Raw genomic sequence first — 26,962 nt, 5'->3', positions numbered from 1 at the left:
GTAGCCCGCGGCCAGGTCGCCAAGACCTATATCGTCGCCGAAGCACAGGACGGCCTGATCCTTGTCGACCAACACGCCGCGCACGAACGCCTCGTGCTCGAGCGCATGCGCAAGGCGATGGCCGACGGCGGAGTGGCCAGTCAGGCGCTGCTCCTCCCCGAAGTGATCGAGCTCGACGAAACCGCCTGCGACCGGCTCGAAGCGCGCGCCGCCGAACTGAGCGAGTTCGGCCTCGACCTCGATCGCTTCGGCCCGCGCGCGATGCTGGTGCGCGGCGTGCCCGCGATGCTCGGCCAAAGCGACGTCACCGGCCTGGTCACGGACCTCGCCGACGAACTCGCCGCATTTGACGAGGCGCTATCCTTGCGTGAGCGTCTGGATCATGTCGCCGCGACGATGGCGTGCCACGGATCGGTGCGGGCAGGGCGAATCCTGTCGGTCGCCGAGATGAACGCGCTGCTCCGCGAGATGGAAGTGACGCCGCATTCGGGCCAGTGCAATCACGGCCGCCCAACCTGGGTGAAGCTGGCGCATGGCGATATCGAACGCCTCTTCGGGCGGAAGTAGCAAGGCAATCTACCGCCCGTTCGTTTAGCGGCGAACACCGAGCCCACCCGTTCTCGACTTCCTCACCACGAACGGGAAGCGGAAAGATGAAACCCAGCGTTTCGTTCATCGTGCGGAAACAAACCCGGCTCTGCGCATTAACACGACAACAGCCTCCATCGTCGTATCGGACCGCCCCATGACCAAAGTTCTTCCCGTCGTCTTCGCGCTCATCCCGCTCGCCGCGTTGGTCGGTGCATGCGCCGTAACCGGCTGAACGTCGTCGCTATCCTACAGGCGCGGATTATGGCATCTTGTCGCCTTGCTCTTTGACAGCATCGGCATCTCTATCGATCGACCCATGCCGACGGTGATCGCATTGCGTTTCCGCCTAACCTTAGCCTAACCTTCCGCGTCGTCGCCAAACCAAAAAGGGCCGCCCGGATCTCTCCGGACGGCCCTTTTCGTATCGTAACCGAATGACTTACGCTGCGGCAGGTGCCTCGGCGTCGTCGTGGTTCGAAGAGACCTCGGCGGTCGCACCGGGCTCTGCGTTGGGATCGTAATCCTCAACGAAGCCAGCTTCGTCCTTTTCGAACATGGCTTCCATGACGTTGACGCCCTCGGCCTGCATCTTCGCCTCTTCGGGCGAACGTGCAATGTTGACCTTGATCGTCACCGACACTTCCGGGTGCAGCGAAACCTTGACCTCATAGAGGCCGATGGCCTTGATCGGCTTGTTGAGCACGATCGCCGACTTCGACACCTTGTGGCCTTCGGCCTCGAGCGCCTCGATCAGATCGCGCACCGCGACCGAGCCGTACAGCTGGCCGGTGTTCGATGCCTGACGGATCAACGTCACGGTCGTGCCGTCGATCGTCTTGGCTTCGACTTCCGCTTCCGAACGACGCGCTGCGTTCTCGGCAACGATGTTCTCACGGTTCTTCTCGAAGACCTTGCGGTTGGCTTCGTTGGAGCGAAGCGCCTTCTTGTTCGGCAGGAGGAAGTTGCGGGCGAACCCGTCCTTCACCTTGACGACGTCGCCGATGTTGCCGAGCTTGTCGACGCGTTCCAGCAGGATGACATCCATCTCAGCCGCTCCTTACTTAACGATGTAGGGCAGAAGGCCCAGATGACGCGAACGCTTGATCGCCTGGGCGAGCTCGCGCTGCTTCTTTGCACTCACCGAAGTGATACGCGACGGGACGATCTTGCCACGCTCGGACACGAAGCCCTGGAGCAACCGGACGTCTTTGTAATCGATCCGGGGAGCGTCTTTTGCGGAGAACGGGCAGCTCTTGCGGCGGCGGAAAAATGGGCGTGCCATGGTCTATAGCTCCTTATTCGCCGTCGAAGTCACGACGCGGGCGGTCGCCGCGGTCAGGACGATCACCGCGGCCTTCACGGCCACCTTCACGGTCGCCACGACGCTCACGGTCGCGCTCGGACTTGCGCATCATCACGGTCGGGCCCTCTTCGAGCGCGTCGACCTTGACGGTCATGTAGCGGATGATGTCTTCGTTGATCTGCGTCTGGCGCTCGAGCTCGGCGACGACACCGGCAGGGGCGTCGATTTCGAGCATCACATAATGCGCCTTGCGGTTCTTGGCGATCTTGTACGCCAGGCTACGCAGACCCCAGCTCTCGGTCTTGACGACCCGGCCTTCGTTATCATTTACGATCTTGGTGGCGATTTCCGCCAGGGCGTCCACCTGCGCTTGTGCCAGATCCTGGCGCGCAAGGAACACGTGCTCGTATAGAGCCATGTGTCTCGTCTCTCTGTTTTGGCCGATCGCTGACGTCGCACCATGCGAACGCCCCTCCGGCTGTCGTCTCAGGGATTACATACGACGACCATCACTGGCCGCAGCACGGGCGAGCCCATTGCCCGATCATCGATTGAAACGCAAGCGCCATGACGATCGAGAGATCGTCGGTCGGTGAAACCCGCCAAACCCTTTGTCCGTGCGAATACATCATAATCGGAGCCGATTACAGAACCTCTCCTCCATCCTTAGTATGAGCAATACACGATCTGCCGTATTTTTGTTTAACCACCGAGAATGTAAGAGATGAGGGCAGGAGGTTCCTTTAATGATCCTACTAATTCAGCTCTTCGCCGCCATGACTCTTTTCTCAGTGGGATTTGTCGTTGGCTGTTTCTGGAGTACAAACTTCGTGCGGGACAGGATGGAGCGCAACACTGCGCTGGGCAGCGGTAAACATGGCGTAGAACCGCAGCATATGCGGTCGAACGAGCCGGTTTTGTCGTTCGCTGGTCGAGAAAGGACTTCGGGACAATGACGGCAAGAGTCGCAATTCGATCGGATACCTTGCAGCTTTACCAAGCGTGTAACATCCACGCCCCCGTGTCGGACCGGTATCTGGCCACGTTCGATCTGGATGCGGACGGCGTCTTGCTTGGATGCAATGCGGTTGGGCAGCACATGCTCGATCGTGGGAATGTGCTGCTTGGTTCGCTCCATCAAGCGATAACCTGGGCATCAGGCGACTTGGCCGAGAAGATGAACGCCGCGCTGACCGAACGGGCGGGGGACGTCCTGCTGGTTTCCGTGATGGACACGAGCGGGGCGCGACATGCGATCCTCGTCGCCCGTGAAACCGGAATCGGCACGTTCCGCACCTCGACCCGGACCCGGGTGGTCGTGCGCGATCTTCTGGCGTGGGCGGAGGCCGAGATTCTCGTTCCGTCCCGCGTCTATCTGCTCACCGCAAGCGAGACCTCGCTGGCACAGAGTCTGGTGGTCGGCCGGTCGCTGACGATGCACGCAAAGCTTCGCGGATCGGTCGTCGCGACCGTGCGGAAGCAATTGTCTGCGATCTTCGCCAAGACGGGGACAAGCCGCCAGGTCGAACTTGTAGCAACGTTGCTGGCGACCGCAGCGCTCCACGACCCGTGGGCGACGGACGCACCGGCCCCGTCGTTCCCCGCAACCGGACCGCTCGACCGGACCATCGCACGACGCGCGACTGTGCGGGTGAGCCATTAATCGGCTCACCCGCGTATTCGTAAAGTGCCAGCATCATTCGATCGCTGGCCGCCGGATCAGTTGAACGCTCCGGCGAGGACGGCACCGATGATCCCGCCGGACACCGCGATCAGGACGGCATCGTTCCCGGAACGGACCCAACGGTAGCCGCGTGGTGGGGCGTAAAGGCGACGTCCGCGATACGCCCGCCAGTCGTTGATTTCACGGTAATTCGATGCGTAGCGTCGATCGAACCGTTGGCCCCTGGCCCAGCGACGGTGGTTCTGCGCGACGTTGCGGCGATTGACCGTCGTGCGCTTGGTGACGACCGTCCCGTTCGGGCGCTCGCGGACAACCGTGGTCGTCTGGCGCTGCTGCTGCGCTTCGGCGCTGGTTGCGGCGATCGGACTCGCGGCGGCGGCCGCGGCGAGGATCGCGATGATCATCTTTCTCATGAAGAACTCCTGTGTTTCGACGGCGCCTTGCTCCCGGCGTCGGCTCCTATGTGGAAGGCGTTTGTCGCGCATCGGTGCCGTCAGGCGCGTCAAAGGGTCGCAAAATGTCGCGGCCGGTTCGCGCCCGTTCAGGTTGACGTGGCTTTGGTCGAGAGCCTAACCGCCCCGACAAAGGAGTGGTGCTATGCGAGCGTTTGTATTTCCGGGGCAGGGCAGTCAGGTCGTCGGCATGGGCCGCGCGCTGGCCGAGGCCAGTGCCGTCGCCCGTTCGGTCTTTCAGGAGGTCGACGATGCGCTGGGGCAGCATCTGTTCCGACTGATGACCGACGGTCCAGAAGATCAGTTGCAACTCACCGAAAACGCCCAGCCAGCAATCATGGCGAACGCGATCGCGACGCTGCGGGTGCTCGAGGCGGACGGCGGGATCCGGCTTGCCGACAAGGCCGATTATGTCGCGGGTCATTCGCTCGGCGAATATAGCGCCCTTTGCGCAGCGGGCGCGGTCGACCTCGCCACGACGGCGCGCCTGCTCAAACTGCGCGGGCAAGCGATGCAGGCGGCGGTCCCCGTCGGTCTGGGTGCGATGGCCGCGCTGCTCGGCGCCGATGTCGACAAGGCGCGCGCGATCGCCGATGCGGCTGCGGAAGGCGAAGTGTGCACGGTCGCCAACGACAACGATCCCTCGCAGGTCGTGATCTCGGGACATCGCGGTGCCATCGAACGCGCGGTCGGGCTCGCCAAGGAGATGGGCGCCAAACGCGCCGTTCTGCTCCCCGTCTCCGCACCGTTCCATTGCGCGCTGATGCAGCCCGCCGCAGAGGCGATGGAACGCGCCCTCGCCGACGCCCGGATCGACGCACCGCTGGTCCCCGTCTTCGCCAACGTCACCGCCGCCGCGGTGGCGGACGCGGACACGATCCGGCGCCTGCTGGTCGAGCAGGTTACGGGCATGGTCCGCTGGCGCGAGTCGGTGCTGGCGATGGCCGAGACCGGGGTCGAGCGGTTCGTCGAGTTCGGCGGCAAGGTCCTCACCCCGATGATCAAGCGGATCGCGCCCGAGGTCGAGGCGACCAGCGTGGTGACGATGGACGATATCGAAGCGCTCGCCAAAGCGCTCTGACGGAGAAATGACAATGTTCGATCTTACGGGAATGACCGCGCTCGTCACGGGCGCATCGGGCGGCATCGGCTCCGCCATCGCGCGCGGCCTTGCCGCGCAAGGCGCGCGGCTGGCCGTGTCGGGCTCCAACGTGACCAAGCTGGAGGCGTTTCGCGACCAGTTGGAGGGCGATCATGTCGCTTTGCCGTGCGACCTTTCCAACGGCGCAGCTGTCGATGCACTCGTGCCGCAAGCGGTCGAGGCGCTGGGGGGCAAGCTCGACATTCTGGTCAACAATGGTGGTATCACGCGCGACAATCTCGTGATGCGGATGAAGGACGAGGAATGGGACGCGGTGATCCGCGTCAATCTCGAAGCCGCGTTTCGTCTTGCCCGCGCCGCGGCCCGCCCGATGATGAAGGCACGCTTCGGCCGGATCGTGTCGATCACCTCCGTGGTCGGCACGACGGGCAACCCGGGCCAGGCAAATTATGCGGCATCCAAGGGCGCGCTGACGGCGATGTCCAAGGCGCTCGCGCAGGAACTCGCCAGCCGCGGGATCACGGTAAACTGCGTTGCCCCCGGCTTCATCGCGTCGCCGATGACCGCCGGGCTGCCCGACGCGCAGAAAGACGCGTTGAACGCACGGATTCCGATGGGAAAAATGGGCGAGGGCATGGATATTGGCGCAGCCGTCGTCTATCTGGCCAGCCGCGAAGCGGGCTATGTCACGGGGCAGACAATCCACGTCAATGGTGGCATGGCAATGATCTAAGCGCAGACGCCGCACGGTTCGCGGCGTTACCGTACCGGTTCAGGTGCCGGTTCCCCTTGCAAGGGGCCCGACCCCGTTCTAGGTGCGTTCAGGAATCAAGAACCCCCAGCTACAGAGGGACGGAATATGAGCGAGACCGCAGACCGCGTTAAGAAGATCGTCGTCGAGCATCTCGGCGTTGAAGCCGACAAGGTGACCGAAGATGCGAGCTTCATCGATGATCTGGGCGCGGACAGCCTCGACATCGTCGAGCTGGTGATGGCATTCGAAGAAGAATTCGAAGTCGAAATTCCGGATGATGCCGCCGAGAAGATCACGACCGTCAAGGACGCGATCACTTTCATCGACGAGCACAAGGGCTGAGCGCCACGCCATCGGCGCGGCAGCAACGCTGACGACAGGATCGGCTCCCCGTCCCAGGGCAATTGACCGGGGGCGGGGAGCCGTTTCTCTTTTGCAAGACAAGAAATTCAACGGGAGATGGCCATGCGCCGTGTTGTCGTAACCGGTTTGGGGCTCGTGACGCCGCTCGGCGCGGAGGTCGAGACGGTCTGGGCGAACTTGCTCGCCTCTAAGTCCGGTGCCGGGCCGATCACGCGGTTCGACGCGTCGGACCAGAAATGCCGGATCGCTTGCGAAGTGAAGCCAGTCGGCCACGCCTATGGCTTTGACCCCAATCTGCGCGTCGATCACAAGGTGCAGCGCCAGGTCGACCCGTTCATCATCTACGGCATCGACGCCGCCGGTCAGGCGCTCGAGGATGCAGGCCTCACCAACATGAGCGAAGCCGAACGGTATCGCGCGGGTTGCTCGATCGGGTCGGGCATCGGCGGATTGCCGGGAATCGCAAGCGAGTCCCTCGTCTGCGAGAACAAGGGACCCAGCCGGGTCTCGCCACATTTCGTCCATGGTCGGTTGATCAATCTCATCACCGGACAGGTTCAGATTAAATACGGCCTGATGGGCCCGAACCACGCCGTCGTCACCGCCTGTTCGACCGGCGCGCATTCGATCGGCGACGCCGCGCGGATGATCGCGATGGATGATGCCGACGTGATGCTCGCTGGCGGCGCCGAAGGGGCGATCTGCCCGCTCGGGATCGCCGGCTTCGCGCAGGCGCGCGCGCTGTCGACCGCGTTCAACGACCAGCCCGAGAAGGGCAGCCGCCCCTACGACATCGCGCGCGACGGCTTCGTCATGGGCGAAGGCGCGGGCGTCGTCTGCCTCGAGGAATATGAGCACGCCAAGGCGCGCGGCGCCAAGATCTACGCCGAGGTGATCGGCTACGGCATGTCCGGCGACGCGTATCACGTCACCGCGCCGCATCCCGAAGGCTCGGGCGCGTTCCGCTCGATGGAAATGGCGATGAAGCGGTCCGGGCTGCAACTGTCCGACATCGACTATATCAACGCGCACGGTACCTCGACCCCCCTTGGCGACGAGCTCGAGTTGGGGGCCGTCCGGCGTCTGTTCGGGAACAACATCGACACCTTGTCGATGAGCTCGACCAAATCGGCGATCGGGCATCTGCTCGGCGGCGCGGGTGCGGTGGAGAGCATTTTCTGCATCCTCGCGCTACGCGACCAGATCGTGCCGCCGACGCTCAACCTCGATAACCCCAGCGAAAGCTGCGAGGGCGTCGATCTCGTACCCCACGTCGCCAAGCAGCGGTCGGTGAAGGCGGTGCTCAACAATTCGTTCGGCTTCGGCGGGACGAACGCATCGCTGATCATGACGGCGGTCTGACAGGCGTATGCGTCGGCCCGGCTGCCTTGCGATTGGCGCGCTCGTGCTGGCGGTGCTGGCCATCTTTGGCGTGGTCCACATGTGGGGCGGGCGCGGCCCGCTCAACCGCGCGATCTCGGTTCAGATCGCGCCGGGATCGAGCCTTGCCACGGTGTCGCTCCAGCTTGAGAAAGCTGGAGCGATCGCTTCGGCTGAGCGGTTCCGATTGCTTGCGCGCGTCTTCGGATCGAACGCGCCGGTCAAGGCGGGCGAATATCGCATACCACCCCGGCTCAGCCAGGGGGACATCCTCAAGGTTCTGCAAGGCACCAAGACGGTTCAGCGCTACGTCGTGGTGCCGGAGGGTTATCCGTCGGTCATGGTCAAGCAGGTGCTAGACCGGACCGCCGAACTGACGGGCGCCATCGAGGCGCCAGCGGAAGGCAGCATCCTGCCCGACAGCTACGCCTATCAGCGTGGCGAAACGCGCGCGCAGATGGTCGCGCGGATGCAGGAACCGATGACGCGGTACCTCGCGCAGGCGTGGGCCAAACGGAAGCCCGGCCTGGTCGTGAAGACGCCGCGCGAGGCGCTGATACTTGCGTCGATCGTGGAGAAGGAAACGGGCAAACCGGCCGAACGACGGCTCGTCGCGGCGGTCTATGCCAATCGGCTACGGCAGGGAATGATGCTGCAGGCGGACCCGACGATCATCTACCCAATCACAAAGGGCAAACCGCTCGGTCGCAAAATCCTGTTGTCCGAAGTCCGCGCGGTCAACGCGTACAATACCTATGCGATGACCGGCTTGCCGGCAGGACCGATCTGCAATCCGGGGCGGGCCAGCATCGATGCCGTCCTCGATCCCGCAGCGTCGAAGGCGCTGTATTTCGTTGCGGACGGCACTGGCGGCCACGTCTTTGCCGATACGCTGCAGCAGCATAACGCCAATGTCGTCAAATGGCGGGCGTACCGGCTTCAGCACGGAATCTGAAGGTACCAGCCTAAACGCTGAGTGCGGGGAAGCACATTCGCTGTACTCCCCCGACCGTCAGGGCCGCAGATCCGCCAGATTAGCCGCTGGAGGTTATTTCTGGACTTCGAAGGCACTTCGACGTGCCGTGTCAGCCGCACCCGGGGTGATCTTCGGGGCAGCGGACATTGCAACCGCCGTCCCGGTCGCCGGCTTCAGGACGAACCACTCGGGCCGATCGATGGCCACCAAAAACGCCAGCATGCTGATCCCGAACATGAGGAACAGCAGCGACCCGCGCAGCGTGTCATGCGGGCCTGGGCGGTTTTTGTCGTTCGGTCCGGACATCGGCAGTCTCCTTAAGTGGGGACTACCTAGATAAGTGGGCAAGGAAGCCCTTGTTTAACCAGCGCGTTAGTTTTTATTGCTGCGACGCAGCACATGTTCACGTTATCGTCTTGGGGCGTCACCCCGGCAAAGCGCGGAATGACGCCCCCAGGATTATCCGCGCAACGCGTTTGCTGCGCGGGCAAGGCCCTCAATTTCCGCCATCGACGCGCCTTTCGGCGTCACCCAGCTTCCGCCGACACACAATACTGGCTTGAACGCGAGCCATTCGGGCGCGCTTTGCTCGGTAATGCCGCCGGTCGGGCAGAAGCTGCACTGGTAGAACGGTGCAGCAAGCGCCTTGAGGGCCTTGAGCCCGCCATTCGTCTCCGCCGGGAAGAATTTGAAGTGCGTCAGCCCCAGTTCAAGCCCGGTCATGATGTCGGCCGCGTTGGCGATACCCGGCAGGAACGGCACGCCGCTGTCGATGATCGGCCGCGCAAGGCGTTCGGTCAAACCCGGGGAAACGATGAACTCGGCGCCCGCATCCATCACGCGCGTGAACTGATCGGCGTTCACCACCGTCCCGGCCCCGACGATCGCGCCGGGCACCTTCTTCATCTCCCGAATCGCGTCGATCGCGGCGGGGGTCCGCATCGTCACTTCTAGGACGCGCAAGCCACCCGCGACGAGCGCCTCGGCCAGTGGACGCGCGGTCGCGGCGTCCTCGATCACGAGAACGGGGATGACCGCACTGGTCTGCATGATGTCGACGATCGTTGCGGTCATTGCGTGTGCTCCTGCGCATAGGCTGCCGCCGCGCCGAACAGGCCCGGCTGCGGATGGGTAATAAGTTTGACGGGAATGGCCGCCATGCGATTCTGGAACCGGCCCTTCGCGGAAAAGCGCTCGGCAAAGCCGGACCGGGTGAAATGGTCCTTCAGCCGCAATCCGAGCCCCCCGGCGATCACAACCCCGTTCGCGCCGTGGGCGAGCGCGAGGTCGCCGGCAACCGAGCCGAGGCTCATGCAGAACCGGTCGGCGGCGGTGACGGCAAGACTGTCCTTGCCTTCGAGCGCTGCAGTCCAGATCGCCTTGTCGTCCAGCCGCGTGATCGAGCGATGCTCGATATCCGCCAGCGTTTCGTACATCGCGACGATCCCGGGTCCGGAGACGATCCGCTCGGCGGAAACGCGCGTATAGGCCTTGCGAAGGCGCTTCACCATCGCGTCTTCCAACGCATCGAGCGGGGCGAAATCGATATGACCGCCTTCGGTCTCGATGACGTGGTACCGATCCGGAGTCCGCAAGACCTGCGCCACGCCGAGCCCGGTGCCCGGTCCGCAGACCGTCAGGACTCCGGTTTTTGGAAATGGCACGTCCGGTCCGCACAGATGGAGGAAGTCGCCGTGGTCGACCTGCGCAACCGCCTGGCCGACCGCGCCGAAATCGTTGATCAGGACGAACTCGTCGACGTTAAGGCGTTCCTTGATCAGCGGCGGGCGGATCACCCAGGGGTTGTTGGTCAGCTTGATCACGTCACCGCTGATCGGCGAGGCAACCGCGATCGCCGCGGCGCGCGGCAGCGGTTGGCCGACTTTCGCGCCGAACGCCTCCCATGCGGTCTGGAACCCGCCATATTCGGCGGTCTTGAGCGTGACCGGCTCGCCGAGCGACACGACTCGACCGCCTGCCACCTCCGCCAGCGCGAAACGGGCGTGCGTGCCGCCGATATCAACTGCTACGACCTGCATTCTCTTCCCCTTGACGCGCTCCCGGTGCTCCTGCGCCGGAGCACGGAATTGCTATTACCAGCCCATGCCCGTCAGCAGCGGCGATGCACCGCGTTCCGCCTCGTTAGCGTTCGAACGGAACAGGCCGAACAGTTCGCGACCCATCCCATCGATCTCGTTCGGCATCGTGACCGGCACGCGCGCCGCCCATTCCGCCGGATCGACACGCGCGAACAGCTCGCCGGTCTCCGCATCGACTCGGATCACGTCGCCGTCGCGGACCCGCGAGAGCGGACCCTCGCCAAGCGCCTCGGGCGAACAATGAATCGCGCACGGCACCTTGCCGCTCGCCCCCGACATGCGGCCATCGGTGACGAGCGCCACCCGGAATCCGCGGTTCTGGAGCACCCCGAGCGGCGGCGTGAGCTTGTGCAACTCGGGCATCCCGTTCGCGCGCGGCCCCTGGAACCGCACGACCACGACGACGTCGCGGTCGAGTTCCCCCACCTGGAACGCCGCCTGGACAGACGCCTGGTCGTGGAAGACGCGCGCCGGTGCCTCAATCGTCCACCGGTCGCGCTCGACCGCGGACACCTTGATGCACGCCCGCCCGAGGTTGCCGGTAAGGATGCGAAAGCCGCCTTCGGGAGCGAACGGTGCAGCCGGCGTGCGCAGGATCGTCTCGTCGCCACTGGCACCGGGATTGACCCAGTTCAGATGGTCCGCCTCGAGCACGGGCTTGCGTCCATAGGCCTCGAGACTGTCTCCCGCGACCGTCATCAAATCGCCGTGGAGCAGCCCAGCAGCGATCAACTCGCGGATCACGAACGGCATGCCGCCCGCAGCCTCGAACCCGTTCACATCGGCCGAGCCGTTGGGATAAACGCGCGTGATGAGCGGAACCGCCTTGGACAGGCGATCGAAATCCTCCCAGTCGAGCACGATCCCGGCACACGCCGCGATCGCGGGCAAATGCAGCAAGTGATTGGTCGATCCGCCCGTTGCGAGCAGACCGATCGCCGCGTTGACGATCGCCTTCTCATCGACGCACGCGCCGAGTGGACGATAATTGTCGCCGTGCCAGCCGTTAGCGGCGAGCCGGTGGACCGCCCCGCGCGTCAATTCCTGCCGCAACTTCGTGCCGGGATTGACGAAGGCCGCGCCGGGCATGTGGAGGCCCATCACCTCCATCATCATCTGGTTCGAATTGGCGGTGCCGTAGAAAGTGCAGGTGCCCTTGGAATGATACGCGCCGATCTCGGCTTCGAGCAGCGCATCGCGCCCGACCTTGCCCTCGGCAAACGCCTCGCGGACAGCGGCCTTTTCCTTGTTGGGCAACCCCGACGGCATTGGACCGGCCGGGATGAGGACCATCGGCAAATGTCCGAAGCGCAAAGCGCCCATCAGCAAGCCCGGCACGATCTTGTCGCAAATGCCGAGCAGCGCCGCGCCTTCAAAGACACCGTGGCTCAGCGCGATCGCGGTCGACAAGGCGATCGTGTCGCGGCTGAACAGCGAAAGCTCCATGCCGGGATAGCCCTGCGTCACGCCGTCGCACATCGCGGGAACGCCGCCCGCGACCTGTGCCGTCGCACCGGCCTCGCGCGCCCACACCTTCATCTGCTCGGGGTAGCGATAGTAAGGTGCATGCGCGGACAGCATGTCGTTGTACGACGTGACGATCCCGATGTTCATCGCCTTGCCGCTGGTCAGCGCCGGGCGATCTTCCTCGGTTCCGGCATAAGCGTGCGCGGCATTCGCGCAGCCCATCGCCGGTCGTTCGATATGGGTGTCGCGCGCGCGCCCGATCAGGCCGAGATACGCCTCACGCGTCGCCTTCGACCGCGTGATGACCCGGTCGGTGACCGCGGCGATTTCGGGGTGCAGCGTCATTATAGTCCTCCGTCATGCCGGGTTTGTCCCGGCATCCACCGCGCCGCGCTTCCGCCGTCCGCGTACCGTGCGCCGCCGTCGCTCCCGGGACGCGCCCGGGGGAACGGCGGGCTGGCGATCATTCCGCCGACCAGTGAATGTCGACCGGCAGTTCCGCATCCGCCAATACACGACCGATCGGGTAAGGCGAAGACGGTCCCTGCTTGATTGCCTGCTCGATCACCTTTTTCTTGGCGTCGCCCGTCACCGCGATGATCAGCGCACGCGCCGAGACGATCGCCGCGCGGCTGAGCGTGACACGTGCAACCGGCGCTTCCTTGGGCAAGGGATCCGGCATCACGCCGACCGCGCGCCGCTCGTTCGGGCCGGACAGTGCCTCGTCGAAATCGGGGCCGGGGAAGATCGAGGCGGTGTGCCCGTCCGCGCCCACGCCCAGCAGGCACAGGTCGAGCGGCCAGTGCAGATCCTGCATCAGCGCATCCGCGGAACGCCCGGCCGCCTTATAGTCTGCCGTGGCATTGGGAACGATCGGCATCACGCGCGCGCCCTTGGGCAGGAACGTCTTGGCGATCATCGTGACGTTCGACAGCGCATCGCCCAGCGGCACGATCCGTTCGTCGGTCGGCACGATCGTCACGCGCTTCCAGTCGATCTTGGCCTTGGCGAGACGTTCGTAGATCGGGATCGGCGTCTTGCCGCCCGACAGCGCGATTACGGCTGCGCCGCGCGCGTCGATCGCCGCATCGATGATGAAGCCGATGTCGCCCGCGACGGCGTCCGCCATCTCGTCGGCATCCTCATAATCCCACCATTCGATTTCTTCGCTCATCAATCATTCTCCGTTGGGTGCTCCTGCAAAGTCAGGGCCCAAATGACGGGGGTGGCATCGACCGACCCCCGGATTCCCGCATCGGCGGGAACACGAAACTAGCTCAATCGTCCTGCCACGTCACACCGTCGCGCTCGGTCAGCGCGACCGCGGCGCTCGGGCCCCAGCTTCCCGAGGGATAGCTTTTGGGCTTCATGTCGTTGGCAACCCAGCCTTCGCGGATCGCATCGATCCAGGTCCACTGCGCTTCGACTTCGTCGCGCCGGACGAACAGCGTCTGGTCGCCCTCGATCAGGTCGAGCAAAAGGCGTTCATAGGCGATCCGGCGGCGCGATCCCGCGAATTCGGCATCCAGGCTGAGGTTGAGCGGCACTTCGCGCAGGCGGATACCCTCGCGGTCCAGCCCGGGCTCCTTCGCCATCACCAGCAGCTGGACATATTCCTCCGGCTGCAACCGGATGATCAGCACGTTCGGCTGGAGCAGGCCGCCGCGGTTCGAGAACATTGAATGCGGGACCGGCTTGAACTGGATCGCGATTTCGCTTCGGCGAGTCGGCATCCGCTTGCCGGTGCGCAGGTAGAAGGGCACGCCCTGCCAGCGCCAATTGTCGACATGCGCCTTGATCGCGACGAACGTCTCGGTCGTCGATGCCTTTTCGAGCTCGTCGGTATAGCTCCTGACGATCTCACCGCCGCTCGCACCCGGCCCATATTGGCCGGTCACGGTATCGCGCGCGGCGTCCTCCGGCTTGATCTGGCGGAGCGAGCGGAAGACCTTGGCCTTTTCGTCGCGGATCGCATTGCCGTCGAAGCGGGCAGGGGGTTCCATCGCCACCAGCGCGAGCAGCTGCAGCATGTGGTTGGCGACCATGTCGCGCAGCGCCCCTGCGCCGTCGTAATAGGCCGCGCGTTCTTCGAGGCCGACCGTCTCGGAAATGGTGATCTGGACGTTGTCGATCCCGCGCGCGTTCCACACCGGCTCGAAGAACGAATTCCCGAAGCGCAGGGCGAGAATGTTCTGGACGGTTTCCTTGCCGAGATAATGGTCGATCCGGAACGTCCGCTCCTCGGGGAAGGCGGTCGCGACGGTGTCGTTGATTTCGCGGCTGGACGCGAGATCGTAGCCGAGCGGCTTTTCAAGCCCGATCCGTACCGTTTCCCCGGCAAGGCCAGCACCTTCGAGACCGCGGATGACGGCCTCGAACAGCGACGGTGCGGTCGACAGGAAGATCGCAAGACCGCCCGATACGTCACCGACCTTGTCGGACAGCTGTTTGTAATGGTCGATATCCGTCGCATCGAGCGGCTGGTAGCCGACGCGCACGAGGAAACTCTCCACGGCTTTTTCGTCCATCCGATCCTTGGGGACGAACTTCTCCAGCGCGGTCTTGGCGAAGGCGCGATAGCTCGCGTCGTCATTCTCCGACCGTGCGGTGCCGGTGATGGTCAGACCGTCCGGCAACAGGCCATCGGCATGAAGACCGTACAGCGACGGGAGCAACATGCGCTGTGCAAGGTCGCCGGTGGCGCCAAACAAGAGGAGTTTACCGACGGGCTTGCGGGGCATGCGACTTATACCTCCTGGGGGGGAAGGGGTCACCTAAGCCGCGAAGATCGTCCCGCCAAGGTGAAACCGGAAAACAATTCGGGGACTGCGCGGATCAGCGGATCAATCCGGCAAGCGGATCGAACCCTGCCATGACGTTCAGATTCTGCACCGCAGCGCCCGCGGCGCCCTTGCCGAGATTGTCGAGCGTTGCGATCAGCCGAACCTGACCCGCGTCCGCGTTGCCACAGACTCTGAGGGTCAGCCGGTCGGTACCGGAATCGTCCTCGATCTGGACGACCGGCGCATCGCCTTCCGCCACGCGGATCAGGCTGTCGCTGCCATATGCCTCGCGCAACGCCACCTCGCACGCCTGGAGCGAGGGACGCCGCTTGAACATTGCCAGCGGCAACGGGACCTCGACGATCATCCCGCGGTAGGTGTTGACCACCGACGGCATGAAGATCGGCGGATGTTCCAGCCGCGCGTGCTTTTGCATCTCGGGCACGTGCTTGTGCGCGAGGCCAAGCGCGTAGGCGCGCGCCGCCGGGGGCGGGTTCGGCCCTTCATACTCGGCGATCATTGCCTTTCCGCCGCCGGAATATCCGGACGCGGCGTTGACCGTCACAGGCCAGTCGACCGGCAACAAGCCTGCCCGCACCAAGGGGCGGACGAGCGCGAGAAAGCCCGTCGGGTAACACCCCGGGTTGGTCACACGCTTCGATTCGGCAATCAATGCGGCCTGGCTACGCTCGAGTTCTGGGAAGCCGTAGCTCCATCCATCCGCGGTACGATGTGCGGTGGACGCGTCGATCACACGGGTACGATCGTTGTCGATCAGCGCGACGGCTTCGCGTGCCGCGTCGTCGGGCAAGCACAGGATCACGAAATCGCTGTCATTGAGCGCCGCGCGCCGCGCCTCCGGGTCCTTGCGGAGGGCAGGATCGATCGTGACGAGTTGAACGTCATCGCGACCCGCAAGCCGATCGCGAATTTCCAGGCCCGTCGTTCCCGCGGCGCCGTCGATGAAAACACTGACGCTCATGTCGTCGGCCACGATAGCGCGCGCGTATCGACATAGCCAACGAGATCGAACGCCGGCGCGCGACCCCATGCCCGCCCCGCGATGAACTCAAGGACTTCGAACGCGGTCCCGATCGGCAGTTCCGCAACGACCGGCGAATCGGTTTCTGGCGCCTGCCGAAGATCGGTCGGCGAAATCACGATGCGCGAAACCGCCGCTGCGTAATGCGGCGCGAAAACCCGATCCGCGAGGCGGATGTCGGCAAGGTCGCGACGCACCGCATAGCGCAGCGGATCCAGCGCAACCGATTGGCCTAGAAGAGCAAAACTTTTACGCGGTAGCGTGACGGGCGACGGGTTGCGGTGCTCCGCCGCCGATGAACTGGCCGAAATCTTCAAGAAACCCTGCCCCTTCGGAGGTACGTGCGACGAAGATATTACGCTTGTCGTTATCGTCGCGTTGACGGCGCAGATAGCCCAGGGTGCCAAGCCTGTTCAAGGCACGTGTCACCACCGGTTTGGATACGTTGAGCATCGACGCCAATCCGCGCACCGTGTGCGGCCCCGGTTTGAGGTATACGACCAACAATAACGCCATCTGCCGATTGGTCAGGTCGGGTTCTCCCGAACGGACATAATCGACAAGGGCCTGCATCCACTCGCCTAAAGAGCTATCGCTTTGAACTGCCACGGCCAACACCCGCAAATTACTCGGCAACCCCCGACAGCCGGGGACATTCCTGCACACCAAACGCCTTGCATGGCGCTAGGTTTCAGTTCGTTGGCGAAATGTCGCGGATCCGTCACCAATCTGCTGTAAAGTCTCGCCGACGCCGGGCTCCCGAGCAAAAAGTCATAGCGAAGCGCGAAATGCGCCGGACCGGGGCGTTCTGATCGCAACCGGACCGCCGTGGTTGATCGGATCGGCGACCTCGCCTATGTGCCCCCCAACGCAGCCGACCAGTGGCGCTCAAGGATCAACCCGCAACATGTTTCTGTTCCAGTTCCTCCTCGTCGTCCATTTCTGCGTCGCTGCGGCGCTGGTGTCGGTCATTCTCGTGCAGAAGTCCGAAGGCGGCGGCCTGGGCATGGGCGGATCGCCGTCGGGCCTGATGTCGGCACGCGGCGCAGCGGACTTCCTGACGCGGGCGACGTCGACGCTCGGTGCGGTGTTCATCGCGCTCAGCATCGTGCTCGCGGTCCTTGCCGCGCAGAACCGCGTTGCCAAGGTCGATCCGACGCTTGCTACGGGTGCAGCAACTGCCCCCGCGCCGGTCGCGCCTCCCGTCCAGACCGACCCGAACAATCCGTTCGCGAGCGGCGCCCGCAGCGCGATCGAGCCGACCGGTAACGTCGCGGCGCCTGCCAACGGCGCGGCCCCGACCGCCCCATAAGCCGCGTGTCGGCCGGCACATCGCCGTTGCCGACGTCGCATCTCCCTGAAACTTTCCCGGAGTCGCGCGCTTGTCGTGCCACCCCGGATGACGCTAGGCCTTTGTACCCATGGCGCGGTTCATTTTTATCACCGGCGGCGTGGTCTCCTCGCTTGGCAAGGGACTGATGGCAGCAAGCCTCGCGGCGCTGCTCCAGGCCCGTGGCTATCGCGTGCGGATCCGCAAGTTCGATCCCTATCTCAACGTCGATCCAGGCACGATGTCGCCCTATCAGCACGGCGAAGTCTATGTGACCGACGACGGCGCCGAGACCGACCTCGACCTCGGCCATTACGAACGCTTCACCGGCGTTCCCTCGCGCCAGAGCGACAACGTCACCTCGGGCCGGATCTATCAGCAGATCATCGCGCGCGAACGCCGCGGCGATTATCTCGGGGCGACCGTGCAGGTCATCCCGCACGTCACCGACGCGATCAAGGATTTCGCGCAAGCCGAGATCGACGACCTCGATTTCGTCCTGTGCGAGATCGGCGGAACGGTCGGCGATATCGAATCGCTGCCGTTCATCGAGGCGATCCGCCAGCTGCGCAACGATCTCGGGCGCGGCAACTCGGTCAGCATCCACGTCACGTTGGTGCCCTATATCGCCGCTGCGGGCGAGCTGAAGACCAAGCCTACGCAGCATTCGGTGCGCGAACTGGCGGCGTTGGGCGTCCAGCCGGACGTGCTCGTCTGCCGCTGCGAACAACCGCTTCCCGAAAGCGACCGCGCGAAGATCGCGTTGTTCTGCAACGTCCCCAAGTCGGCCGTCATCCCCGCACTCGATGCGAAAAGCATCTATGCGGTGCCGGTGCAGTATCACAACGAAGGGCTCGACGACGCGGTCCTCAACGCGTTCGGGATCCTGCCCGGCGGTGCCCCCGATCTTTCGCGCTGGACCAACATCATGGACCGGCTGACCAACCCGGAGGGCGAAGTCACGATCGGTGTGGTCGGCAAATATGTCGGCCTGCAGGATGCGTATAAGTCGCTGAACGAAGCCCTCGTCCACGGCGGCATCGCGAACAAGGTTAAGGTCAACGTCGAGTGGATCGACGCGGAACTGTTCGAGGCGAACGACGCGGACATCGCCGCGCGACTGGAACCGATGGACGCGATCCTGGTCCCCGGCGCTTTCGGCGAACGCGGGGCGGAAGGCAAGATCGCCAGCGTCCGCTTCGCGCGCGAACGCGACATTCCCTATTTCGGCATCTGCTTCGGCATGCAGATGGCGTGCGTCGAAGGTGCGCGCGATCTCGCCGGGATCGCGGACGCAAGCTCGACCGAGTTCGGCCCGACCGACGAACCGGTCGTCGGCATGATCACCGAATGGATGAGCACCGGCGGGCTCGAGAAGCGCGAAGCCGGTGGTGACCTCGGCGGTACGATGCGGCTCGGGGCCTATCCCGCCAAGCTCGACGGCAATTCGGTCGTCTCCACTATCTACGGCGGAAGCGACATCTCCGAACGCCATCGCCATCGTTACGAGGTGAACACCGCCTATCGCGAACGTCTCGAACAAGGCGGTCTGGTGTTCAGCGGCATGTCGCCCGACGGGATGCTTCCCGAAATCGTCGAACGGCCGGACCATCCCTGGTTCGTCGGTGTCCAGTTCCATCCCGAGCTCAAGAGCAAGCCGTTCGATCCGCATCCGCTGTTCGCCAGCTTCATCGCGGCGGCAGTCCGGCAGTCGCGTCTCGTCTGAACGCGGGAAGGGCGCCCGGACCTTGATCCGGGCGCCCTTCCTCTGGCTTACAGTTTAGACAACAGGTTCAGGCAGCCTGGGCCGAATCCTTGTTGTCCTCGACCGCTACCAGCGGTGCACCGGTCTTGATCGCGATGGTCTTGGGCTTCATCGCCTCGGGCACTTCGCGGATAAGATCGACAACGAGCAGGCCGTCGTTGAGCCGGGCATCCTCGACCCGCACGAAATCGGCGAGTTCGAAACGACGCTCGAAGCTGCGGTTGGCGATGCCGAGATGAAGGAACGACGCGCTGGCGGCATCCTTGTCATCCTTGCGCCCACGCACCTGCAACAGGTTCTGCTGCGCGGTGATCTCAATATCGTCACGACCGAAGCCAGCGACCGCGATCGTGATGCGGTAGCGATCGGTATCGATCCGTTCGAGGTTGAACGGCGGATAATTGTCCGCGCTCGCCTGGCGGGCATTGGCCTCGAGCATGTCGAACAAACGGTCGAAACCGACGGTCGAGCGGCGGAAAGGGGTAAGGTCGAATTGACGCATGATGGGCTCCTTTAAAAGCGAGGGTCATCGTTGGTATGCAAGCCCGGTCCACTGCTGTGCGACCTGGCCTGATGCGGCCCGCAATCGGCACCGCACGGCGTAAATTTGGGGCGCTCTGTCGGCAGTTCAAGAGCGCAACGGCGAGAATCGTGTCCGCCTAAAGCCCCGCTATCGACGTCCAAAGAACAAGCGGCGTGATAATCCCCCCGATTGGTAGGCATTGTGGATCGACTCGGCACGACCGAGCGAAAAAGGGGATTTCCATGTTCGCGCACTTGCCGCTCATCCTGCTTGCTCAGACCGCGGTCGAAACGCAGGCGCCGCCGGTCGCACCACCGCAACCCGTCGATCAGACCGAGGGGCGATTGGGAACGGCGCAACAGGGCGGCGGCGACATCGTCGTCACCGCACGGCGACGCTCCGAGACAATCCAGGCGGTCCCGATCGCCATGTCCGTCATTGGCGGCACCGCGCTGGCGGAGACGGGGACGTACAACGTCAACCGGTTGACGCAGCTTCAGCCGAGCCTGCAATTCTACTCGACCAACCCCCGCAACTCCGCCGCGAACATCCGCGGCCTGGGCGCGCCGTTCGGGCTCACCAACGACGGGATCGAGCAGGGGGTCGGCATCTATGTCGACCAGGTCTATTACAGCCGGATTGCGTCGGCGACGTTCGACTTCACCGATACCGAGCGGATCGAAGTGCTGCGCGGGCCGCAGGGCACGCTCTACGGCAAGAACACCACGGCGGGCGCGATCAACATCACCACCCGCAAACCGAGCTTCTCCCCCGAAGCGCGGGTCGAAGTGTCTGGCGGCAATTACGATTTCTTCCAGGGCAAGGCGTCGGTGTCGGGCCCGCTGATCGACGACAAACTGGCGATCCGCCTGTCGACCTCGATCACCACGCGGCGCGGCACGATCTACAACAGCCGCACCGACACATATCTCAACAGTCAGGACAATACCGGCTTTCGCGGGCAGTTGCTGTGGAAGCCGACCGATACGCTCGATCTGACCCTGTACGGCGATTATGCGCGGCAGAACCCGCAATGCTGCGTCCAATATTATGTCCGCACCGGCGCAACGCAGCGACCGCTCAATCGGCAATATGCCGCGCTTGCTGCTGCGCAGGGCTATGCTGTGCCGTCGACCAACGCGTTCGATCGTGTCGCCGACGTCGATACGCCGCTCCGCGCGAAACAGTCGCTCGGCGGCGCATCGCTCGTCGCCAACCTGGATCTTGGGGGCGCGACGCTGACTTCGGTGTCGGCATGGCGCTTCTGGGACTGGGATCCCTCGAACGACCGCGATTTCATCGGTCTGCCAATCACCAGCGCGTCGAACAATCCGTCGCAGCAGGAACAATACAGCCAGGAAGTGCGGATCGGATCAAACGGGACCCGCAAGATCGACTATGTCCTCGGCGCCTTCTATTTCTACCAGACGATCGATACGCAGGGGTTGCAGGTGCAAGGGCCGGCCGCGAGCCGGTTCCTGCTCAATCCGGGTGCGAGCGTCCGACCGGGTGCTGCCGGGTGCGCGACCCCGACGACGAACGCGTGCAATCCGGCAATCCTCAACGGGCTGACGGCGCGCAACACCATCGGCTTTACCAACACGAGCGTCGCGGCATTCGGCAAGGCGACGTGGCACGTGAGCGATGCCTTCTCGATCGCACCCGGGTTGCGGGTGAACTACGACAAGAAGAATGGCTCTTACGTGTCTGTCGTTACGACCGGAACGGGCAGCACGACCTTGAATGCGGACCAGCGTGGCGTGCTCGCCCCGCAGACGTACACGCCACGCTTCGACAAGTGGAACGTGTCCGGCGACATTACCGGCGCGTATACCGTCACGCGCGATATCCACGCTTATGCGACCTATGCGCGGAGCTACAAGTCGGGCGGGATCAACCTGTCGGGCTTGCCGCTCGATGGCGCGAACAACCCGATCCTCTCGGCGGCGACGGTCAAACCCGAGAAGGTCAATCACTTCGAACTCGGTCTGAAGACGCAATTCCTCGACCGTCGCGCGACCGTCAACATCGCGGGCTTCTGGACCGAGATCGACGATTATCAGGCGACCGTCACCAATGGCCAATTGGGGGTGTTGCGCGGGTATCTCGCCAATGCCGGGAAGGTGCGGACGCGCGGGATCGAAGTGGACTCGGCGTTCCGCCCGACGTCGCGGCTCAACGTCTATGCCAACGGCGCGTTCACCGATGCGCGCTACGTGAAGTTCGTCGATGCGCCATGCCCACCCGAGCTTTCGGGGGGGACGACCGTGGCGGCTGGGCAGACCCCGGCGGCTGCGGGTGTTTCGGGGCTCAGTCCTGCAAGTTGCGACGTGTCAGGGCAGTGGCTCCCGGGTGTTTCGAAATGGGCATTTTCGTACGGGGCGGAATATGACGTGCCCGCGCGGATCGGTGCGCTCGAGGGGCAGGTCTATGTTGGATACGACGGCAGCTACCGTTCGACGTTTTCTTCGAACCCGTCGCGATCCGCCTATACTGACATTAAGGGGTATGCGCTCAGCAATTTCCGGCTGGGGTTCAAGGCGCGCGACGATTTCAACGTGTTCGGCTGGGTGCGCAATGCGTTCGACCAGAATTACTACGAGGTGCTGGCGACGCAGTCGGGAAGCACGGGGTTGGTCGTCGGGCAACCTGGGGACCCGCGGACCTATGGCCTTACGCTAAGCAAGTCGTTCTAAGATTTGGGAGGCGTTGCGCTCTGCAAGGCTCGGCCCCACCCCAACCCCTCCCCTGAAGGGGAGGGGCTTTTTGGCGATCGCTTCTTTCTAGCCCCTCCCCTTCAGGGGAGGGGTTGGGGTGGGGAAGCCCAGCAGAACACCCCCCGCCAGAGAGCAAACCACAAATAAGGAAGAAGCGCCGACCAGCAAAGCCTTCGCCAGAGGAAATGCTGCACACAAGCAAACGCCCGGGCCGTTTCCGACCCGGGCGCCTGCGTGACGATCGCTCGTCAGCCCCCAATTCGCCTTCGCAGCCAGCCCTTTTAGGCGGCGCTGAAGGCATCCCCGAACCACGGCCGTTGCCTGTGTGTCAGTGACAAAAGCGTTAGGTTCGTTCCGGGGGCTTGTCACCGGGAATGTGGCCGACGCGAACCGATTGCGGCGCTCCTGTGGCGATTGCGCAACACGTAGCAACAGTTGCCAGCCCGCGACCTCGCGCCTAGAGCGACCGCTTGAGCACCACCGGGGCGGACAGACCGAACCATATGATCCTATCCCGATACGAACGCATGATCGCCCGGCGCTACTTGCTGCCGGGCAAGGGCGAAGCGTTCATCTTCCTCGTCGCCGGGATCAGTCTCGTCGCGGTCATGCTCGGCGTCGCCGCGCTGGTGATCGTGATGAGCGTGATGAACGGCTTCCGCGCCGAGCTGTTCGACAAGATCGTCGGCCTCAACGGCCATGCAGTGGTGCAGGGCTATGGCGGCCAGATGCCCGACTGGCGCCGCGTCGTCGGGCTCGCCGAAGCCACGCCGGGTGTCACCAGCGCGACGCCGCTGATCGAACAGCCGCTGATGACCACCTACAACGGCCGGGTCGAAGGCATATTGCTCCGCGGGATGCGTGTGGCGGACATCCGCTCGAACAAGACGATCGGCAGCAAGATCGTGATGGGCTCGCTCAGCAACCTGACGCCGGGCAGCGGCAAGATCGCGATCGGGTCGGGGCTGGCGGACTCGCTCGGCGCGGTCGTCGGCAGCCAGATCGCGCTGATCAGCCCGCAGGGGCAATCAACCCCGTTCGGCACGGTGCCGCGGATCGTCAACTACACCGTCGGCGCGGTCTTCACGATCGGCGTGTACGATTTCGACAAGGCCTATGTCATAATGCCGCTGGAGGATGCGCAGACGCTCCTCATGTTCGGCGACTCGGTCAATATCGTCGAGCTGCAGACCACCAATCCGGACCAGATCGGCCCGATCCTCGCGCCCCTGGTCGACAAGATCGGGCGGAGCGGCGTGGTGCAGGACTGGCGCCAGATGAACGCGCAACTGTTCGAGGCATTGGGCGTCGAGCGGGTCGCGATGTTCACGGTGCTGTCGATCATCATCCTGGTCGCGGTGTTCAACATCCTGTCGTCGCTGATCATGCTGGTCCGCGCCAAGACGCGCGACATCGCGATCCTCAGGACGATGGGGGCGAGCCGGGGGGCGATGATCCGGATCTTCATGACCGTCGGCACCACGATCGGCGGGCTCGGCGTGATCGCGGGGCTGATCCTCGGTTTCATCTTCCTCCAGTTCCGCCAGGATGTCGTCAACGTCGTGCAATGGGCGACCGGGCAGAACCTGTGGGACCCCTCGGTCCGCTTCCTGAGCGAACTCCCGTCCAAGACCGATCCGGTCGAAGTCACCGTCATCGCGCTGATGGCGCTGGTGTTCAGCTTCCTCGCCACGCTCTACCCCGCGCTCAAGGCGGCGAGCACCGATCCCGTCCAGGTGCTCCGCTATGAATGAACCGGTTCTCTCCGTCACCGGCCTGTCGCGCAGCTTCGCGCAGGGCGGCGAGACGATCGAAGTCCTGCGCGGAGTCGATCTCACCGTCGGCGCGGGCGAGATCGTCGCTTTGCTCGGCCCCTCGGGGTCGGGCAAGTCGACGATGCTCCAGGCGGTCGGGTTGCTCGAGGGCGGGTTCGGCGGATCGATCCGGATCGACGGCGAGGAAGCCGCGCGATTGAACGCCGACGGGCGGACGCGGGTGCGGCGCGACAAGCTCGGCTTCGTCTATCAGTTCCACCACCTGCTCCCCGATTTCAACGCGACCGAGAATGTCGTCCTCCCCCAGATGATCCAGGACCGCCCGCGCGACGAAGCCGACGCCCGCGCCGCCGCGTTGCTCACCGCGCTCGGCCTCGGCCACCGCCTGACGCATCGCCCCAGCCAGTTGTCGGGCGGCGAGCAACAGCGCGTCGCGGTCGCCCGCGCGCTCGCCAACCGGCCCGCGCTGGTGCTGGCGGACGAACCGACCGGCAACCTCGACGAGGGCACCGCGGACGTGGTGCTCGCCGAATTCCTACGGCTGGTGCGCGGGGAAGGCTCGGCGGCGCTGGTCGCCACCCACAACGAACGGATCGCGGCCAAGATGGACCGCGTCGTCCGACTTCACGAAGGACGGCTTGCATGACAGCCTGGACCGACCCGCCGACGCTGGTCGGCCAGAATGTCACGCTCCGCCCGACGGTGCTCGACGATCGCGACGGCATCGTCGCTGCAGCGGCGGACGGCAGGATCAGCGAACTGTTCTTCACCAACGCCTCCACGCTCACCGACCCGGACGGCTTCATGGCGGCGCTGTTCAAGGAGCGCGATTACGGGCGCGCGATGCCGTTCACCGTGTGCAAGCCGGACGGGCAGGTCGTCGGCCTTACCCGCTACATGCGGATGAACGCTGCGCACCGCCGGCTCGAGATCGGCGGCACCTTCTACGCACAGTCGGTCCAGCGCAGCGGGGTCAATACCGAGGCCAAGCTGCTGCTGCTCAAACACGCGTTCGAGGTCATGGACTGCAACGCGGTCCAGATCCGCACCGACTGGTTCAACAAGGCGTCGCAAAAGGCGATCGAGCGGCTCGGCGCGAAGCGCGACGGGGTGCTGCGCAATCACCAGCTGATGGATGGCCGCATCCGCGATCTCGTCGTCTATTCGATCATCGCGAGCGAATGGGCGGGGGTCGAACGCAACCTGCGCTTCCTGCTCGCGCGCAACCAAGGAACACCGGCATGACCAAGATCACCGAGCTGACCGTCCACGCCGCCGACGGCAAACTGGTCGACCTCAAGACATATGCCGGGCGCGTGCTGCTGATCGTCAACACCGCGTCCAAATGCGGCTTCACCCCGCAATATGCCGGGCTGGAGGCGCTTCACCGCAAGTTCGCGGACAAGGGCTTCGCGGTGCTCGGCTTCCCGTGCAACCAGTTCGGCGCGCAGGAGCCCGGCAATGCCGAGGAGATCAAGAATTTCTGTTCGCTGACCTATGATGTCAGCTTCCCGCTGTTCGCCAAGGTCGACGTCAACGGCGCGGACTCCGACCCGTTGTTCACCGAGCTCAAGGCGCAGGCCCCGGGGTTCCTCGGCACGCAGGCGATCAAGTGGAACTTCACCAAGTTCCTGGTGGATCGCAGCGGCAAGGTGATCGAGCGCTATGCGCCGACGACCAAGCCTGAGGCGATTGAGGGGGATATTGCGAAGCTGCTTTAGCAGCGATGAAAACGCCTGCGCTACAACGCAAATTCAAGGCGGATTAAGCCGAAGCATCTAATCTCGAGATGCAAAAGCCTCATCACCAAGCAAAGGTACCAATCTTCTACGGAGGGAAGACGGTGGGAGATATTTTAGCAGCCGGAACTCTCGAATTAGATCTGCCAAGCCTTTTGCAAAGGGAGCTAGCGAGTTTACTGCAATTAAAGAAAGCTCTTCGCTGGTCAACTGGCTCCTTAGAAGGTTTCCATATTCGTTTTTCTCGTTTTGCAAAAGGTATTTATCAAAACTGACTCTATGTAAAATAGTGTAAATCAGTCGGAAATATGGACCAAGAGATGCTTCGTTGCTGCCGGGTATCCTCTGCTCATATATTTTAATTAAACTATCTTTTGTTCGAGCAGATCTTCCTGGAGCTACCCAATATCGCAGTTCTACTACAGCAGACCGTATTGCCTCGTGCCCACGATACGTGCGGCTTATGGGTTCCTTGTCCGTCCCAAAAACCGACTTTGTGATATTAGACATTTCGATGTACTCAACAGAATATGAGTATGTGATTTCTGAGCGAACCTCCCGCACCAATCGCAATAGCTCAAAAAAACTGCTTTCAAAGCGTTGCCTATGGGTATCCCGTGCTTGATCATTGAGACTTTTAGTTTGCAGCCAAAGTGTTGCCAAAACGGCAGCAGAGCCGAAGGTCGATACTAAGGCGTTGAATGCTCCAAATGAGTCGCCCCATGATCCCGCCTCCTGAATAGTAAGCGCGCGGTGATCTAGCCACCAAGCAGCTATATCTACCCCATCCAGTGCCCAAAAAGTCCAAAGCGCGATCAGAACGGTCGCCGCAAATGCCAAAATGCCGAATGTGCGCAAAACCGTCCCCCGACTTTTGAATCGTGAGGGGCAAAACCGTACCGTGGCCCTCGTATGCTATGGATTTTGATAGACTAAATTTTGAGGTCGTCGCAATCAAATATGTCTATTTGCACATAGGGAAGCACGACCGCCCGTTGAGCCACCTAATTATGCATGTCGAACGTCCACCGCAAAGATGGGTCGAGTATTCCTTCCGATTTAAAAACCAGTCATGACCGTTGGCTCAGTTTATGACGGTTGGTTGATTGTCCATTAG

At 63.5% G+C, this 26,962-nt stretch carries 28 protein-coding genes and 1 pseudogene; 14 read left to right on the top strand and 15 right to left on the bottom strand.

Features of this window, described 5'->3' with window-relative positions; all coding sequences use genetic code 11:
• Positions 1 to 567 (top strand): annotated as a pseudogene (locus QBJ92_RS18725) (DNA mismatch repair endonuclease MutL); the annotation flags it as partial.
• Between the two features lie 463 nt (positions 568 to 1,030).
• Here QBJ92_RS18725 and rplI read toward each other — a convergent pair.
• Genes rplI through rpsF form a run of 3 tightly spaced genes read right to left on the bottom strand, consistent with a single transcriptional unit; the run spans position 1,031 to position 2,312 of the window.
• Positions 1,031 to 1,636: a 50S ribosomal protein L9 gene (gene rplI, locus QBJ92_RS18720; RefSeq protein WP_277971202.1), complete on the bottom strand. Its 606-nt coding sequence runs from the start codon at positions 1,634 to 1,636 to the stop codon at positions 1,031 to 1,033.
• A gap of 12 nt (positions 1,637 to 1,648) precedes the next feature.
• Entirely contained in the window at positions 1,649 to 1,873 is a 225-nt protein-coding gene (gene rpsR, locus QBJ92_RS18715; protein WP_010163758.1) for a 30S ribosomal protein S18, read from the bottom strand.
• Positions 1,874 to 1,886: 13 nt separating this feature from the next.
• Positions 1,887 to 2,312: a 30S ribosomal protein S6 gene (gene rpsF, locus QBJ92_RS18710; RefSeq protein ID WP_277971201.1), complete on the bottom strand. Its 426-nt coding sequence runs from the start codon at positions 2,310 to 2,312 to the stop codon at positions 1,887 to 1,889.
• A gap of 534 nt (positions 2,313 to 2,846) precedes the next feature.
• Between rpsF and QBJ92_RS18705 the strand changes: the two genes are divergently transcribed.
• Complete coding sequence (locus QBJ92_RS18705; RefSeq protein WP_277971200.1) at positions 2,847 to 3,557, top strand: helix-turn-helix transcriptional regulator; 711 nt, start codon at positions 2,847 to 2,849, stop codon at positions 3,555 to 3,557.
• A 56-nt stretch (positions 3,558 to 3,613) separates the two neighbouring features.
• Here QBJ92_RS18705 and QBJ92_RS18700 read toward each other — a convergent pair whose 3' ends face one another.
• Positions 3,614 to 3,991, bottom strand: coding sequence for an RcnB family protein (locus tag QBJ92_RS18700; protein ID WP_277971199.1), 378 nt, complete (start codon positions 3,989 to 3,991; stop codon positions 3,614 to 3,616).
• Between the two features lie 184 nt (positions 3,992 to 4,175).
• Between QBJ92_RS18700 and fabD the strand changes: the two genes are divergently transcribed.
• The 5 genes from fabD (at position 4,176) to mltG (ending at position 8,584) form a co-directional block, all read left to right on the top strand.
• Positions 4,176 to 5,111 (top strand): ACP S-malonyltransferase, encoded by a 936-nt coding sequence (gene fabD / locus QBJ92_RS18695; protein ID WP_277971198.1) that lies wholly within the window; start codon positions 4,176 to 4,178, stop codon positions 5,109 to 5,111.
• Positions 5,112 to 5,124: 13 nt separating this feature from the next.
• Positions 5,125 to 5,865 carry a 3-oxoacyl-[acyl-carrier-protein] reductase gene (fabG, locus tag QBJ92_RS18690; RefSeq protein ID WP_277971197.1) on the top strand — a complete coding sequence of 247 codons (741 nt, stop codon included), beginning with the start codon at positions 5,125 to 5,127 and terminating at the stop codon, positions 5,863 to 5,865.
• Positions 5,866 to 5,991: 126 nt separating this feature from the next.
• Positions 5,992 to 6,228, top strand: coding sequence for an acyl carrier protein (locus tag QBJ92_RS18685; protein WP_010163766.1), 237 nt, complete (start codon positions 5,992 to 5,994; stop codon positions 6,226 to 6,228).
• 123 nt (positions 6,229 to 6,351) lie between these two features.
• A complete protein-coding gene (fabF, locus tag QBJ92_RS18680) occupies positions 6,352 to 7,611 on the top strand; it encodes a beta-ketoacyl-ACP synthase II (RefSeq protein WP_277971196.1) in 1,260 nt (419 codons plus the stop codon).
• A 7-nt stretch (positions 7,612 to 7,618) separates the two neighbouring features.
• Positions 7,619 to 8,584: an endolytic transglycosylase MltG gene (mltG, locus tag QBJ92_RS18675; RefSeq protein WP_277971195.1), complete on the top strand. Its 966-nt coding sequence runs from the start codon at positions 7,619 to 7,621 to the stop codon at positions 8,582 to 8,584.
• Positions 8,585 to 8,677: 93 nt separating this feature from the next.
• Here mltG and QBJ92_RS18670 read toward each other — a convergent pair whose 3' ends face one another.
• The 9 genes from QBJ92_RS18670 to QBJ92_RS18630 form a co-directional block, all read right to left on the bottom strand.
• Entirely contained in the window at positions 8,678 to 8,911 is a 234-nt protein-coding gene (locus QBJ92_RS18670; RefSeq protein WP_277971194.1) for a hypothetical protein, read from the bottom strand.
• A 153-nt stretch (positions 8,912 to 9,064) separates the two neighbouring features.
• Positions 9,065 to 9,679 carry a bifunctional 4-hydroxy-2-oxoglutarate aldolase/2-dehydro-3-deoxy-phosphogluconate aldolase gene (gene eda / locus QBJ92_RS18665; RefSeq protein WP_277971193.1) on the bottom strand — a complete coding sequence of 205 codons (615 nt, stop codon included), beginning with the start codon at positions 9,677 to 9,679 and terminating at the stop codon, positions 9,065 to 9,067.
• Positions 9,676 to 10,644: a glucokinase gene (gene glk / locus QBJ92_RS18660; RefSeq protein WP_277971192.1), complete on the bottom strand. Its 969-nt coding sequence runs from the start codon at positions 10,642 to 10,644 to the stop codon at positions 9,676 to 9,678. The genes eda and glk overlap by 4 nt, the downstream gene beginning before the upstream one ends.
• A 54-nt stretch (positions 10,645 to 10,698) precedes the next feature.
• On the bottom strand, positions 10,699 to 12,516 hold the full coding sequence (gene edd / locus QBJ92_RS18655; protein ID WP_277971191.1) for a phosphogluconate dehydratase: 1,818 nt from the start codon (positions 12,514 to 12,516) through the stop codon (positions 10,699 to 10,701).
• 118 nt (positions 12,517 to 12,634) lie between these two features.
• A complete protein-coding gene (pgl, locus tag QBJ92_RS18650; RefSeq protein ID WP_277971190.1) occupies positions 12,635 to 13,345 on the bottom strand; it encodes a 6-phosphogluconolactonase in 711 nt (236 codons plus the stop codon).
• 103 nt (positions 13,346 to 13,448) lie between these two features.
• Entirely contained in the window at positions 13,449 to 14,912 is a 1,464-nt protein-coding gene (zwf, locus tag QBJ92_RS18645; protein ID WP_277971189.1) for a glucose-6-phosphate dehydrogenase, read from the bottom strand.
• Between the two features lie 94 nt (positions 14,913 to 15,006).
• Complete coding sequence (gene argC, locus QBJ92_RS18640; RefSeq protein ID WP_277971188.1) at positions 15,007 to 15,936, bottom strand: N-acetyl-gamma-glutamyl-phosphate reductase; 930 nt, start codon at positions 15,934 to 15,936, stop codon at positions 15,007 to 15,009.
• A complete protein-coding gene (locus tag QBJ92_RS18635) occupies positions 15,933 to 16,193 on the bottom strand; it encodes an SH3 domain-containing protein (RefSeq protein ID WP_277971187.1) in 261 nt (86 codons plus the stop codon). The genes argC and QBJ92_RS18635 overlap by 4 nt, the downstream gene beginning before the upstream one ends.
• Before the next feature lie 52 nt (positions 16,194 to 16,245).
• Positions 16,246 to 16,569, bottom strand: coding sequence for a MarR family transcriptional regulator (locus QBJ92_RS18630; RefSeq protein ID WP_277971186.1), 324 nt, complete (start codon positions 16,567 to 16,569; stop codon positions 16,246 to 16,248).
• A 334-nt stretch (positions 16,570 to 16,903) separates the two neighbouring features.
• On the opposite strand from QBJ92_RS18630, the gene secG reads away from it, so the two are divergent.
• Together secG and QBJ92_RS18620 are read left to right on the top strand one after the other, a co-directional pair.
• Positions 16,904 to 17,308 carry a preprotein translocase subunit SecG gene (gene secG, locus QBJ92_RS18625; RefSeq protein WP_277971185.1) on the top strand — a complete coding sequence of 135 codons (405 nt, stop codon included), beginning with the start codon at positions 16,904 to 16,906 and terminating at the stop codon, positions 17,306 to 17,308.
• 109 nt (positions 17,309 to 17,417) lie between these two features.
• On the top strand, positions 17,418 to 19,052 hold the full coding sequence (locus tag QBJ92_RS18620) for a CTP synthase (protein ID WP_277971184.1): 1,635 nt from the start codon (positions 17,418 to 17,420) through the stop codon (positions 19,050 to 19,052).
• Between the two features lie 67 nt (positions 19,053 to 19,119).
• On the opposite strand, the gene QBJ92_RS18615 is transcribed toward QBJ92_RS18620, so the two are convergent.
• Positions 19,120 to 19,593 carry an Hsp20 family protein gene (locus QBJ92_RS18615; RefSeq protein WP_277971183.1) on the bottom strand — a complete coding sequence of 158 codons (474 nt, stop codon included), beginning with the start codon at positions 19,591 to 19,593 and terminating at the stop codon, positions 19,120 to 19,122.
• Positions 19,594 to 19,856: 263 nt separating this feature from the next.
• Between QBJ92_RS18615 and QBJ92_RS18610 the strand changes: the two genes are divergently transcribed.
• The 5 genes from QBJ92_RS18610 (at position 19,857) to QBJ92_RS18590 (ending at position 25,827) form a co-directional block, all read left to right on the top strand.
• Positions 19,857 to 22,310, top strand: a complete 2,454-nt coding sequence (locus QBJ92_RS18610) for a TonB-dependent receptor (RefSeq protein ID WP_277971182.1) — start codon at positions 19,857 to 19,859, stop codon at positions 22,308 to 22,310.
• A 524-nt stretch (positions 22,311 to 22,834) separates the two neighbouring features.
• Complete coding sequence (locus QBJ92_RS18605) at positions 22,835 to 24,085, top strand: lipoprotein-releasing ABC transporter permease subunit (protein ID WP_277971181.1); 1,251 nt, start codon at positions 22,835 to 22,837, stop codon at positions 24,083 to 24,085.
• Positions 24,078 to 24,752 (top strand): ABC transporter ATP-binding protein, encoded by a 675-nt coding sequence (locus QBJ92_RS18600; RefSeq protein WP_277971180.1) that lies wholly within the window; start codon positions 24,078 to 24,080, stop codon positions 24,750 to 24,752. Before QBJ92_RS18605 ends, QBJ92_RS18600 begins: the two co-directional genes overlap by 8 nt.
• Complete coding sequence (locus QBJ92_RS18595; RefSeq protein ID WP_277971179.1) at positions 24,749 to 25,351, top strand: GNAT family N-acetyltransferase; 603 nt, start codon at positions 24,749 to 24,751, stop codon at positions 25,349 to 25,351. Before QBJ92_RS18600 ends, QBJ92_RS18595 begins: the two co-directional genes overlap by 4 nt.
• Positions 25,348 to 25,827, top strand: coding sequence for a glutathione peroxidase (locus QBJ92_RS18590; protein WP_277971178.1), 480 nt, complete (start codon positions 25,348 to 25,350; stop codon positions 25,825 to 25,827). Before QBJ92_RS18595 ends, QBJ92_RS18590 begins: the two co-directional genes overlap by 4 nt.
• 57 nt (positions 25,828 to 25,884) lie before the next feature.
• Here QBJ92_RS18590 and QBJ92_RS18585 read toward each other — a convergent pair whose 3' ends face one another.
• Positions 25,885 to 26,703, bottom strand: coding sequence for a putative phage abortive infection protein (locus tag QBJ92_RS18585; RefSeq protein ID WP_277971177.1), 819 nt, complete (start codon positions 26,701 to 26,703; stop codon positions 25,885 to 25,887).
• Positions 26,704 to 26,962 lie beyond the last annotated feature (259 nt).

Source organism: Sphingomonas echinoides (genome assembly GCF_029623395.1).
GTDB lineage: Bacteria > Pseudomonadota > Alphaproteobacteria > Sphingomonadales > Sphingomonadaceae > Sphingomonas > Sphingomonas echinoides_A.
This window is presented reverse-complemented; position numbering and strand designations above follow the sequence as displayed.